The organism is Bacillus sp. NH11B, assembly GCF_001884205.1.
In the GTDB taxonomy this organism is placed as follows: Bacteria; Bacillota; Bacilli; order Bacillales; family Bacillaceae_G; genus Bacillus_A; species Bacillus_A proteolyticus.
This window is the reverse complement of the sequence record NZ_MAOG01000110.1, coordinates 1-12,779: the sequence shown is the minus strand read 5'-3', so window position 1 is coordinate 12,779 and position 12,779 is coordinate 1. Positions and strand designations below refer to the sequence as shown.

Here is a 12,779-nt window from a genome sequence, read left to right as displayed (position 1 = left end):
AAACATTTAAATATGATGTAGAGGAAAATAACTTTATTCAGGAGGTTGCTATGAAAGCAATTATTTGCACAAAATACGGGCCACCTAACGTTCTCAAGCTTCAAAACGTAAAGAAACCTACTCCTAAAAAGAATGAAGTATTAGTTAAGATTCATGCAACAAGTGTAACAACTGGAGATTGTAGAATGCGGAGCTTTTCTAGCCCCCTATTATTTTGGATTCCTATGCGAATTATATTAGGTTTCAGAACACCGAGAAGGCCTATACTCGGTGTAGAATTATCTGGTGAAATTGAGGAAATAGGTACGGATGTAACTCAATTTAAAAAAGGAGACCCAGTCTTTGCATTAACAGGATTGAACGTTGGTGGTTATGCCGAATACACATGTGTGCATGAAAGCGGATTGATAGCATTAAAGCCCCTCAATTTAACATATGAAGAAGCTGCTGTTATTCCTTTTGGTGGCACTTCAGCATTACACTTCTTAAGAAAAGGACATATACGAAAAGGGCAACAAGTCCTCATATATGGCGCTTCCGGATCAGTAGGTACCGCTGCTGTGCAACTTGCTAAATATTTCGGTGCAACTGTTACAGCTGTTTGTAGCAATTCAAATTTTGAGTTAGTACAATCTTTAGGAGCTAATCACGTAATTGATTATACGAAAGAAGATTTTACACAGCGGGATGAACACTACGATATTATATTTGATGCAGTTGGAAAAATTAAAAAATCCTATTGCAAGAAAGCATTAACCGCTAACGGTAAATACGTGTCAGTCAATGGAACGATGGCAAAAGTAAGCAAAGAAGATATGCTTCTACTAAAAATGCTAACGGAAGAAGAAAAATTAAAGCCAGTTATCGATAAGACTTACCCGTTAGAAGAAATTTCAAAAGCTCATACGTACGTAGAGACCGGACATAAAAAAGGGAATGTTTCCATTACCTTAAAATAGAATATATTCAGAAAATAACATTGACAATTCTTTTTGTAAGATTTACTATTAGTACCATATTTAAAAACTACATACACATACTCTTATCAAGAGTGGCGGAGGGACTGGCCCGATGATGCCCGGCAACCGAGCTTATAACGTATAAGCTAAGGTGCTAATTCCTGCAGAACGATTTTCGTTTTGGAAGATAAGAGAGGAACCTATTTCGTCTATTCGGCACCTCTCTTATTTTTGAGAGGTGCTTTTTATTTTGGAACGTATATTAAGGGGGAATTATAGATGAAAAAGGTATTATTAAGTATTGTAAGTGGAGCTGTATTATCGTTAGGTGCATGTGGTGCTAATTCTGATAAAGAGGTAAAAGCATTAGATGAGAAAAAGATTACCGTTGGTGTAACAGGTGGACCGCATGAACAAATTTTTGAAAAGGTGAAAGAAGTTGCAGCAAAAGATGGTCTCGAAATTGATGTAAAGGTATTTAATGATTATGTAGCTCCAAACGTATCTTTAGATGAAAAAAGCCTCGATGTAAATAGCTATCAAACTAAATCTTATTTAGACGTATTTAAAGCTGAACGCAACATGAAATTAACTGAAGTATTTTCCACAGTAACATTCCCTATGGGTGTATATTCTAAAAGTTTAAAAGATGTAAAAGAATTAAAAGAGGGCGATGCAATCGCTGTCCCAAATGATCCAACAAATGAGCTTCGTGCTTTAAAGCTATTTGAAAAAGCGGGAGTTTTAAAAGTTGATCCAAAAGCTACAGAAAAAGCGACTGCAAAAGATGTAATTGAAAATCCGAAAAATTTAAAGATTGTTGAATTAGAGGCATCTCAATTACCAACGCAGCTAAGTGAAGTAAAGGCAGCTGCAATTAATACAAACTTTGCATTAGGTGCAAAATTAAGCCCCGCGAAAGATTCTATTTTCCGCGAAGGAAAAGATTCACCATATGTGAACTGGGTCGTTGTTCGTACTGAAAATAAAGATGATGCTGTTGTTAATAAATTAAAGAAAGCTTATCAATCTAAAGAAGTAAAAGATTTCATTGAGAAAAAATTCGATGGTTCTGTTTTACCGTCTTGGTAGGAGCTGACTATAATGATTGAATTAAAAAACGTCTCCAAAGTATTTACAACAAAAAAAGGGAATGTTGAGGCTCTTAAATCAACTTCCCTCAAAGTAAAAAAGGGCGAAGTATTTGGAATCATCGGATATAGTGGCGCTGGCAAAAGTACATTAATTCGTTGTGTAAATTTATTAGAAAAACCAACGACAGGAAATATCATTGTAAATGAAAAAGATTTAACAACCTTATCGACAAAAGAACTCGCAAAAGCAAGACAAAAGATCGGCATGATTTTTCAAGGATTCAATTTACTTAAAACCGTTACCGTTTATGAAAACATCGCTCTACCCTTACGTCTATCTGGTCTCTCCAAAAATGAAATTGAAAAAAGGGTAGAAAAGTATTTACGTATTGTTGATCTTTTTAATAGAAAAGATGCATATCCAAGCGAATTATCTGGTGGTCAAAAGCAACGTGTAGCAATTGCTCGCGCACTATCTCATGAGCCTGAAGTTTTATTAAGTGATGAAGCAACGAGCGCATTAGATCCGGAAACGACCGATTCTATTCTTGATTTGTTATTAAAGATCAACGAAGAAATTGGAATTACGATTTTGCTAATTACACACGAAATGAATGTCATCCAGCGTATTTGTGACCGAGTTGCTGTAATGGAACATGGGGCGGTAGTCGAAAGTGGAACCGTAAAAGATATTTTCACGAACCCACAACATGTAACAACGAAGAAATTTGTAAATAGCGCATTTGCAGCTAAAATTCCAGAAGAGGTACAGAAAGAGCTACAAAGTACTGGAGAAATCGTAACACTTTCATTTATAGGAACCGCTTCAGGAGAACCAGCGTTAGCTATCGCTACAAAACGTTTTCAAGTATATCCGAATATTTTATCAGGCAATATTACGCAGTTAAAACATGAAGCATATGGAAAACTGACCGTTCATATGCAAGGTGAAAAAAATGAAGTACACCGTGCCTTATCATTTTTAAAAGAACAAGGGATCATCGTAGAAGGAGGTAGAACAGATTATGGGAAACAAGTCCTTTTTGGATGAGTGGGGTAACGTAATATGGGAAGCAACAATTCAAACATTCCAAATGACATCTATTTCACTACTTATCTCTATTCTTATTGCGTTACCACTTGGTGTCACACTTGTTTTAACGAGACCTGGTGGACAGCGAGAAAATAAAATTATCTATCCTATTCTTAATACAATTATTAATGTCATTCGCTCTCTTCCATTTATCATTCTATTATTCTTTATTTTACCTTTCACAAAGTTTCTAATGGGAACGTCCATTGGCATGCAAGGTGTTATCGTACCACTTGTCGTATTTACAGCCCCTTATATTGCACGTTTAATGGAAACTGCTTTATTAGAAGTGGATCGCGGTGTCATTGAAGCATATCAAGCAATGGGAGTCTCTACTATAAAAATCATTTGGCACGTTATGGTTAAAGAGGCTCGTCCGTCTCTCGTACTTGGATTAACAATCGCAACAATTGGCTTAATCGGTGCAACAGCAATGGCTGGACTTGTAGGTGCTGGAGGCCTCGGTGATCTCGCATATCGATTCGGACATTTACGCTACGAACCTGAAGTAATGTATGCAACAGTCTTTATTTTAATCATTCTCGTTCAAGGATTACAGTCATTAGGGAATGGTATAGCACGAAGCTTGAAGAAAGATTAAAAAGAAGGTATCTCACTGAAATGAGATACCTTCTTTTTATTTATAAATTTATCTCTTAAATCCACCTTCTGAATGAATAACTTGCCCTGTAATCCATCCGGCTTCTTCGCTCACTAAAAACTTAATAAGCCTTGCTGCATCTTTCGGTTCACCTATTCTACCGAAAGGAAACATTGGTGTTAACCCCCGCTTTATCTCTTCTGTCATCCAGCCCGTATTAGTTGGACCTGGATTAATCGCATTAACCGTTATCCCTAAATGAGCCACTTCTGCTGATAACGTACTAGTGAGAGCATCAATAGCTCCCTTCGTTGTTGCATACGCTAGCTCTCCAGCCATAGGTCCTTTAAATTGCCCCGACGTAATATTAACAATTCTACCACCAGCTTTCTTATCAAACCCTTGGGCAAATTGACTACTTAACAACGTAGTCGCACGAACATTTACCATGTAGTGCTTATCTAATTCTTCAGCAGTCAAATTAGAGAAATCATTATTCGTAGAATACGCTGCATTATTAATTAATATATGGGGGTACCCTAGTTGTTCAGTAACTTTATTTATAAGCTCTTTCGGTGCATCATTTTGAGTTAAATCTAACTCCATACTCGATACTTTGACACCGTTTTGTATCAGCTCTTCTTTTAATTGTATTTGTTCATTTTTATCAACGCCCCAAGGCATCTCTTTATCGTATTCTGTCCAATACGTAAAAAATATATCGTATCCAGCCTCTGCTAACTCTTTACAAATAGCTGCTCCAATACCGTCTAGACGACTAACACCCGTAACAACTGCTACTTTACTTTTTAATTGGTCCATCATACACTCCTCCAAAGTTAAAGGACGCATATTTTATATAAGAGATATAAACTTTCCCCACATAGGTATCTATTCTTACAAAAGGGATGTACAAGCTAAATATGCAGTCCTTGAATGATTTACAGATAGCTAAATAAACCCTCATTAATGAGAGAAAATTTCCTCTATCCACTTTCTAATCATTAAAAGTTCATCCACATATCTAGTCTTTATCCCCTTTCAATATATCTCTATTATTTACTCTAACAAAAAGATTAAATATTTAAAATAGAAAAGATAATCTTCTCTCTCTTTTGGCGGAAAAATATTGTAATTACCTATATAAGCTTTAACTATGTTTCTATTAAAAATAATCATTAAAATATCAAAATAATAAAAACAATCGGAAAAAGCTGGCAAATACTGGTTCACTTTCTTATAATAAAACGTGGGGCTAATGTGAGAGGTATAAAGGGTCTGATTATACAGACTCAACTGGTTTTAAACAAATAGGGGGAAGAAATATGTCAAAAAAATTACTTTCTTTATTTTCTACACTAATCGTAGCAGCTTTTGTAATAACTGGCTGTGGTCAAAGTGATACGACAAATAAAGAACAAAAAGAAGATGTAACGAAAGAAAGCAAAACAGAAAAAACGGATACAACGAAAGAAAATAAACCTGAAGAAAAAAAATCCGAAGATAAAAAGACTGAAGATAAAAAGACCGAAAATACAGCCACTAGTTCCAGCGATTATTCCAAGCTGATTTCTTATATGGAAAAAGAAACAGGTGGTAAAACAAAAGTTCTTTTTGAAAATAAGGAACCACAAGTCCATAAAGCTGAAGATATTTCAGTATCAATGAATAGTTATACATTAGTTGAATTAAATGGATTCCATACGGACTTTAACATTCCATTTAATCGTCAAACAGAGGGCGGAGTTATTCTTGTGAACTATAGCATAAAAAATAGTTCAGCTAAAGATCTTTATTATATGCCAACATTGGACATGTCATTTACTGGTGCTCAAAAAGCATATAGTAACTATAGAGATTTAATTCCAACAGAAGATCAGCTACCAACTAAGCTCGCTCCAACAAATGATTATTTAGTAAAAGCAGGAGAAACAATTTCTGGTTATATCGCTTATCCATTTGGAAAAGATGATCTAGCAAAAATTTTAAGTCTCTCAACAGTCTCTGTCTCAGTCCCAACTGCACAAGCTAATAAAGGAAAATTTGATGCCCCAATTGGAAGCCCTGGAAACTTTTCATTAAGTTTAAACAAACAAGGCGCTGAAAAGGTTGCAGCAAATAAAACTTTCTACCAAGATAAAGTAACTGCTAATAACATGGGCGATAAAAAAATGCTAAAAGAACAATCCGGTATTAATAACAGTCAAGAATTAGGTGCTGTCAATGTTACATTAGATGGATATCAATTCGCTCAATTCACACCAAATTCCGTCGAGGCTCCACGATTTGCAAATTTCAAGAATGGTATTGTTCTATTAACAGTAAAATTCAAACTTGATAACAAAGATACGCAAGACGTTGCACTATCTCCTATAAGCTCTACATTGAGAGTTAATGATGGTTCACAATATACAATTAGCGAAGGTATGCTATTAAATTACGACTATAACGCTGCAGTCAAAACAGGAACATCTGGAGAGTTACTGCAAGTATATATTTTAGATCAAGAACAGTATGAAAAAATTTGGAAAGACAAAAGCTTTGAGATTGAATTAGGACCTATGAGAAATAAAGAGGCAAAAGATATTTCACAAGGTAAAAAAGCTAAATTTGCATTACCTAAATAAATTACTACTTATATAATAGAAAAGGCATATAACATATGATTGTTATATGCCTTTTCTATTTGTATCAAGAACAAAACTTTAATTTAAGTGTATACATTTATGATTACCTATCCGTTGTATAAGTGTAGGGAGGAAAAATGATGGGAAAAGAAAATATATTAACCTCCTATCTTATCAACTTAGAGGAGGAAGTGTTTAAGCTATTACTAGCGAAAGGGGCTATAAAAGAAGATGATCTCAAGAATGCCATACCTAAGGATAAGACCAAAACAGTAACGCCAGACAACTCCATCAAATTAAATCCATCATTTGAGAAACTACCTACGAAAGAAAAAAATAAAAAGCTGCAATCACAGGCTAAATAAGAAAAAAGCTTCCTTATGTATCCTGTGAGGATATCCATTATAAAGTCCTAAAATCTTTCATACTTTCCCCAAGAATATAGTGTGAAAACCACATCAAATTCTGCTTCATAATAGCCGCATTAATTCCTGGCTGGTCAGAACTATATGCCATTCCTTTAAATATAATTAATTCTGTATCAACTTCCATATCCCTTAATCCTTGATATAGCTCATATGCGTTTAGAGTTGGGATTCTTGCATCCTTTTCGCCATGTTGGATTAAAGTGGGCGTACAGGCTGATTTAATATACGTCATTGGTGATGTTTTCGTATATATCTCTGGATCATTCCATGGTGTATTTCCTAGATGCATTCTAATAAAGTAAGGGATATCTGTATTTACATAATGGGTACTCCAATTAGTAATTCCACCTCCAACTGAAATAGCTTTAAATCTACTACTATATGTAGAACAGAAAGCTGATATATATCCCCCGTTGCTCCATCCCATAACCCCTACTCTATCCTTATCTACAATCCCTTGATCAACTAGTTTATCCACTCCAGATATAACATCATCGTAGTCAGCAATTCCCTGTTTTCTATAGTTTGCTTTTAAGAATTCATTACCATAACCAGAACTTCCCCTATAGTTCGGCTCTAAAACTATAAAGCCTTTTTCGATAAACTGTTCAATAGGATATTTCTCATTAAAACAGTCTGAAAATATCGGAAAGGATGCCCAAGCCGGACCACCATGGATTACTACTAATAAGGGATATTTTTTATTTGCGTCAAACTCTACTGGAGTTGATAAAACACCCTCTATTTCAAGACCATCACTACTTTTCCATGAGATTATTTCCCTATTACTTTTAAGCTTTCCTTCGAAAAAGCTATTTTCATTCGTTATTTTTTTATCGTCTAAATAGATTTCAAAGGTTTCATTTGTTATAGCTTTATTATAGGATATATGATTTCCATCCCTTGTTATAGAAGCATCCATTATAAATCCATCTACTTTTTCACTTAGCATTTCTACAGTGCCATCCTCAGATAGCAACCCGATAAGATAATTAGTTTTATCCTGCCATCTAATTAAAATTCCTTTAGCTGTCCACTGTAATGGCATAACCGTACTATCAAAATCTAGTAAAGGTTGAATTAGCTCTCCATTATTAATATCATAGATTTCTAATGTACTGTCTTGTATATGAGTCTTATAGTATTCCTTCTCCCTTATGCTTACTGAGTAACATATTTTGCTGCCTTCAGGAGAAAAGCAAACGCTCCCTCCCAACAACTTATCTATATTCATCTTTTGTAGCTCTCCAGCTTCAATATCTAATATGTATAGATCACCATTCATATAATCATTTGGACTTGGTGTAGCCATAAATACAACCTTTTTCCCATCATTTGAAATATCAAATCCGTGGATATGAAAATCCTTCCCATTAGTTAGTTGATAAACACCACTATTTTCGTGTTCCTCTTTATCATTTTGTATCGCTTTTTCTACTTCAATGTAATATAAACAATTATTCTTGTACTCCTTACCTATATGTTGGAAATCCCCATATAGTTCCTTCCGTTTCTTTATCAGCTCAGATTCTTTTGACTGTGCCACATAATAAAAGCCTTTGCCATTAGGCTCCCATTTAAAATTACTGACCCCTTCTTTCTCATCAGTAATTTGTAACTCACTATAACCATCTATTGACTTAACAAAGATTTGATTTTTCTTATTATCCCCGTCACCAACTGGGCTAAGGTATGCGATATCCCTAGAATCTGGAGACCATAATGGGTGTATACTATCTATATCCCCAGTTGTTAATGGGTAACTCTGCTCCTTATCTTTTTCATATATCCATACATGATTCCTATATGTATTGTCTTTCCAGTTAGCTGTCTTCTTAACAAATGCTACGCTTTTGCCATCATCACTTATGTTTGTATTTGATAAGGTTGGTAATGAAATGATCTCTTCTATACTTAAATATGTTTTTTCTTTCACCTTCATTAATAATCCCCCTCGTAATGTCTAGTAATCTAATTTGTTCAATAAAGTGAAACTCTAATCAGTGGTTTTTTCCATCAACAAATACCCGAAATAACAACAGAAAATTCAGTTAAATGGAAGTAGTTCCGTCCCAAATCCGATAAAAACTCATGTTGTCTGCCGATTTTTATACTTTTTAATCCTACTGACCGATTTAATGAGGAATCGTCTTGAATTTCAAGACAAGGCTGATAATCTCTCCCACTGCCAGTTCCTTGCCCTCTTTAATCCACTTATCGATATTAGATGTTCTTTTTTTCGACACAAAAATGCCCCTTTAGATAATCATATCCAAAGGGGCAAAGCTTCACAACTTTTTTATAAACGTCGCGACTTTATTTTAAATTTACAATAATCTGTTGGATGACAAAAAAGTTGGGAACTATGAAGCAGCAAAACCCGCAATCTTACGTTCAGATTCACCGCTTGTAAAAATAAAATTCAGGAACCGTGTTTTTTCCTACTGTACAAAAAAGTCGGGAACTGAATGATTTACAACTGCTTATTTTTAAAGTTCTCTAATTCATTTTATAGTTAGCTATAATATGTAATAATTGCTCATGCTGTTTATATAAAGAATGAAGCCATCCAGTAAATCATAAGGGACAATAAAAAATTGAGTTTAAAAATCTACAAGTTTCAAACTGAATTACGAATTTTTCTTAATCTAGTCTATACCATTGTAATAAATACTAGACTAAAGCTGTCCCTTCTTGTTTTGCGCTTGTAATTGAAACATGATTTTCTTTTATAACCCGTTCGATAATTGAGTTTTCAGGAAGATAATCAGTAGAGGAAATTGATCTAATAAACCCTCTATCTTCCAATTCACGCTCATGTAAATATTTTAAGAATATCTCAATTGTTTTCTTAATATTATCAAGTTGTCCTGATGAAGGATTATAAAAATACTGTTTTACATTCTTCTCTAACTCTTCAGCTATTTTCGGATCTGTTATGGGTGTATCTATTAATACATGGTATAAATATCGCCAGTTTAATAATAAACTATTGAGGTAATACTTCCCGAGTTCTGATATTCTTACCTGTTCTGTGTTTGAAATTTCTCTTCTAGCTCCAATATCTGAGTCAATAATATAATGTTTTAATAAAGGCTCAAGGACAGCCATTAATTTACTTTTGTCTAAAAAGAAAGCCGACATATGTTCTAATATCTCATCCAAATCTATAAAGCCGTTTTGTTGTTCGTAATGTTTTTCTTTCTCCTCCAAATATTTAAGAATGTAAATTCCTGAGAAATGAGAGTACAAACCATCATCATATATATTAAAAATGTTATAAATACCTGAATCCTCAGAATGATAAAACCGATTATCTCCTAAAGCAATTCCATCAAAAATATCTTCGAACTCCATTATCTCTTGTTCTAAGTTTTTTATTAAACCTATTTTTTCGTACAATTTTGTATTCCCTGATTGAATAAATTTTTTAAATAGTAAAAGAGACCTTCTCATATCATTTCCAGATAAACTTACGATGAGTTCTTCAGAAGATACGTCAGGAACATTATTCAAAGTATTATCTAATAATTTCACAAACTTTGAAATAGGAACTGAAATTGATTTCCCCTTGATTTCCAAATAAAAATTTTCTCTTGGATATTTCAAAGAAGCTTCTAGACGTTTTCTTAATAATTCCTTTACACGCGGTGGTTCAATTCTAAATATATTTGGTTGATAAGCATCAAATGTTGCCTTGTTCATAAATGTAAAATACTGTTCCAATCTTATTGCTGTTATTACAATACTTTTATAAATATTTGCCCTTTTAAATGAGTTAAAAATGATTTCCTTTTGTTCTTCATAAGTTTTTTGGTCCGTATTATCAAAAACAAAACATATTTTCTTACCCAATTTATTTCTTAAGTAACTGAAAACACTAGATAAATGCTCTTCCCTGTTCTTTTCCTGCTCTGTAATCAGATTATATATTTCAGTTTCTACTTTCTCTTCATTCTTTTTCATAAAAGGTGGCATTCCACTAATTAATTTCTGTACTTCCTCTTCATAAATCAACTTTTTAACTTCATATTCTTCTAACTTCAAATCCGAATACATACCTGATTTAAATAATATTTTATATATTTCATTTGTTATCCATTCATCAAGTTTGTTAATAGGTGATGCGAAGTCAAGAAAATCCATCTTAATCCAGATAATATTTTTTCTATTTTGTTCCGTTAATCCATAGTGATAGAAATGACTGATAAAGGTGGATTTGCCTGCACCAACACCACCAACTAGTACGAAAACAGAGCCATCCGGTTCCTTTATTTTCTCCAAATACCTATCTTGAACATTTCCGTAATCCTGAAACTTATCTTTTACGGTAGCTCTTGTTATTGCTTCAATAGGCTTTGATTGAAGACGATTTTTTAATGATGTTTGCAAACTCAAAAATCTTTGATTTGAGTCACAATAGCATTCTTTTAGGATTTCAACCTGAGAATCACTAGTTAATTCATCAAAATATTTTCTAATATAATCTTCCGTTGCACCCTTAATTGGATTTAATTTAAATTGATCATATTTATTAAACAACGAATCAAAAATTCTTTTTTCATGTAAAGGTTTTGGCCGCTGTTCATCGGGTCTTGCAAAAATTTCATCTAGAATCAGCGCACCATTTGAATACGGACTGAGGATGTCCCAAAATTGAATAAAATTACTTTCAATTTCTTCTATATCTCGGAATACTATAACATCCCTTGTCTGCTCAACCCGCGTATTACGGATAATAATGAATTGTAAACCATTAGACAACACACAAAAAGGCATACCAACTTTTTTCGTATATTTTATTCCCTGATCCATAAATGAGGCATTACTGTCGTACTTACGCAAAACTCCTCTACTTGAATATATTCTTTTTTTTGTATTTGGTATTTTAAAATACCTACCATTTTTTTTTGCTTCGACAATAAATTTATTTTGTTCTGCGTCCAATAAATAATCTGCAAATAACTGCTTATGTTGTTGAACTTCAGCACTATCTCCCATGCTAAATTCGAGGTCCATAGCTTCTTTACTCCAGCCAAGTATATCGATAAATATGGTATCGATTATTTTTAATCTTGTATTGGCTTCGTTCAAAACTTGATTGTTACACCTGACTAACTCATCTTTGAGTTCTAAAAATTTTTCCAATGCTTGTTCTGATGGATTCATAATTATTTTCACCTACACAAAATAAAACTTAAGTTTTTACACTTAAGTTCCATTTTATAACAAACTGCTATTTTCTAACAGACTCCAGGCATAATTATTTACTCTAAGGTTATTAAAAAATGGCTTTAATCTTAATAATTTTTTTATTGTTTGTTCTTTTGTTCTTGCACCATTTTTTGATAAATAATGTATGGAAGCTAGTAACTCAGACCACTTTGCCACTGTCATATCTTCTGGGCATTTATTTACAAGTTCTTTTAAAATATTTAATTTTTGTTTCGCTCCGGGGTTTAATGTAAACTCATTAGCTTGATTAGAAACTGTACCCACATTATCTCTAATGCCATACAAAACACTAGTATAACTGCTTGAATATGGACCTGCTAAATGCCAATTAAAGTTAAATTCATCTAATGGTAACCCCATCTGTTGGCTTAAGTAACCAACTTTTTGCCACAATAAACGATTATCGTAAGTATCAGTTGTAGGCGAGTTTCCTATTACATGCCTATATATCATATAGGGTACTAGTAATTCAGACATTACCTTACCTTGTTTCATGTTTAATTCCCTCTCTATATTGACCTGTTGATCATTATTTGTTATTCTCCAAAAAATTTATTTAAATTATATTATTAATATTAATCTTGATTTTAATTTAGATCTTAATCTTGATCTTAATCTTGATCTTAATCTTGATTCTACTCTAGATTTTAATCTTGATTCTACTCTAGACCTTAATCTTGATTCTACTCTAGATCTTAATCTTGATTCTACTCTAGATCTTAATCTTGATTCTACTCTAGAT

Annotated in this window: 9 protein-coding genes, 2 pseudogenes and 1 riboswitch; of the genes and pseudogenes, 6 read left to right on the top strand and 5 right to left on the bottom strand. The window is 33.4% G+C overall.

Going from position 1 to position 12,779, the window contains the following annotated elements; genetic code table 11:
- Positions 1-50: 50 nt before the first annotated feature.
- From BAU27_RS20535 to BAU27_RS20520, 4 genes are all read left to right on the top strand, one after another.
- On the top strand, positions 51-959 hold the full coding sequence (locus tag BAU27_RS20535; protein ID WP_071771768.1) for an NAD(P)-dependent alcohol dehydrogenase: 909 nt from the start codon (positions 51-53) through the stop codon (positions 957-959).
- A gap of 80 nt (positions 960-1,039) precedes the next feature.
- A riboswitch (SAM riboswitch) is annotated at positions 1,040-1,153 on the top strand.
- Between the two features lie 85 nt (positions 1,154-1,238).
- Positions 1,239-2,051, top strand: coding sequence for a MetQ/NlpA family ABC transporter substrate-binding protein (locus BAU27_RS20530; RefSeq protein ID WP_071771767.1), 813 nt, complete (start codon positions 1,239-1,241; stop codon positions 2,049-2,051).
- Positions 2,052-2,063: 12 nt separating this feature from the next.
- Positions 2,064-3,104: a methionine ABC transporter ATP-binding protein gene (locus tag BAU27_RS20525; RefSeq protein WP_071771766.1), complete on the top strand. Its 1,041-nt coding sequence runs from the start codon at positions 2,064-2,066 to the stop codon at positions 3,102-3,104.
- Positions 3,079-3,747: a methionine ABC transporter permease gene (locus BAU27_RS20520; RefSeq protein WP_071771765.1), complete on the top strand. Its 669-nt coding sequence runs from the start codon at positions 3,079-3,081 to the stop codon at positions 3,745-3,747. The genes BAU27_RS20525 and BAU27_RS20520 overlap by 26 nt, the downstream gene beginning before the upstream one ends.
- 48 nt (positions 3,748-3,795) lie before the next feature.
- Here BAU27_RS20520 and BAU27_RS20515 read toward each other — a convergent pair whose 3' ends face one another.
- Entirely contained in the window at positions 3,796-4,572 is a 777-nt protein-coding gene (locus tag BAU27_RS20515; RefSeq protein WP_071744479.1) for an SDR family oxidoreductase, read from the bottom strand.
- 500 nt (positions 4,573-5,072) lie between these two features.
- On the opposite strand from BAU27_RS20515, the gene BAU27_RS20510 reads away from it, so the two are divergent.
- Both BAU27_RS20510 and BAU27_RS20505 read left to right on the top strand, forming a co-directional pair.
- A complete protein-coding gene (locus tag BAU27_RS20510) occupies positions 5,073-6,374 on the top strand; it encodes a DUF5068 domain-containing protein (RefSeq protein ID WP_071771764.1) in 1,302 nt (433 codons plus the stop codon).
- Positions 6,375-6,514: 140 nt separating this feature from the next.
- Positions 6,515-6,607, top strand: a pseudogene (locus BAU27_RS20505) (RNA polymerase sigma factor); the annotation flags it as partial.
- A gap of 169 nt (positions 6,608-6,776) precedes the next feature.
- On the opposite strand, the gene BAU27_RS20500 reads toward BAU27_RS20505, so the two are convergent.
- The 4 genes and pseudogenes from BAU27_RS20500 to BAU27_RS20485 form a co-directional block, all read right to left on the bottom strand.
- Positions 6,777-8,744 (bottom strand): S9 family peptidase, encoded by a 1,968-nt coding sequence (locus BAU27_RS20500; RefSeq protein WP_071771763.1) that lies wholly within the window; start codon positions 8,742-8,744, stop codon positions 6,777-6,779.
- 80 nt (positions 8,745-8,824) lie between these two features.
- A pseudogene (locus tag BAU27_RS33405) lies at positions 8,825-9,048 on the bottom strand (TnsA endonuclease N-terminal domain-containing protein); the annotation flags it as partial.
- A gap of 427 nt (positions 9,049-9,475) precedes the next feature.
- The gene (locus BAU27_RS20490; protein ID WP_071771762.1) at positions 9,476-11,971 is read right to left on the bottom strand and encodes a P-loop NTPase fold protein; all 2,496 of its coding nucleotides are present in this window, start codon (positions 11,969-11,971) and stop codon (positions 9,476-9,478) included.
- A 54-nt stretch (positions 11,972-12,025) separates the two neighbouring features.
- The gene (locus tag BAU27_RS20485; RefSeq protein ID WP_071771761.1) at positions 12,026-12,532 is read right to left on the bottom strand and encodes a hypothetical protein; all 507 of its coding nucleotides are present in this window, start codon (positions 12,530-12,532) and stop codon (positions 12,026-12,028) included.
- Positions 12,533-12,779 lie beyond the last annotated feature (247 nt).

Bases quoted from the DNA above. Each gene is read 5' to 3' on its own strand.
- BAU27_RS20535 (WP_071771768.1), top strand. From the start codon at position 51: ATGAAAGCAATTATTTGCACAAAATACGGGCCACCTAACGTTCTCAAG.
- BAU27_RS20530 (WP_071771767.1), top strand. From the start codon at position 1,239: ATGAAAAAGGTATTATTAAGTATTGTAAGTGGAGCTGTATTATCGTTA.
- BAU27_RS20525 (WP_071771766.1), top strand. From the start codon at position 2,064: ATGATTGAATTAAAAAACGTCTCCAAAGTATTTACAACAAAAAAAGGG.
- BAU27_RS20520 (WP_071771765.1), top strand. From the start codon at position 3,079: ATGGGAAACAAGTCCTTTTTGGATGAGTGGGGTAACGTAATATGGGAA.
- BAU27_RS20515 (WP_071744479.1), bottom strand. From the start codon at position 4,572: ATGATGGACCAATTAAAAAGTAAAGTAGCAGTTGTTACGGGTGTTAGT.
- BAU27_RS20510 (WP_071771764.1), top strand. From the start codon at position 5,073: ATGTCAAAAAAATTACTTTCTTTATTTTCTACACTAATCGTAGCAGCT.
- BAU27_RS20500 (WP_071771763.1), bottom strand. From the start codon at position 8,744: ATGAAGGTGAAAGAAAAAACATATTTAAGTATAGAAGAGATCATTTCA.
- BAU27_RS20490 (WP_071771762.1), bottom strand. From the start codon at position 11,971: ATGAATCCATCAGAACAAGCATTGGAAAAATTTTTAGAACTCAAAGAT.
- BAU27_RS20485 (WP_071771761.1), bottom strand. From the start codon at position 12,532: ATGAAACAAGGTAAGGTAATGTCTGAATTACTAGTACCCTATATGATA.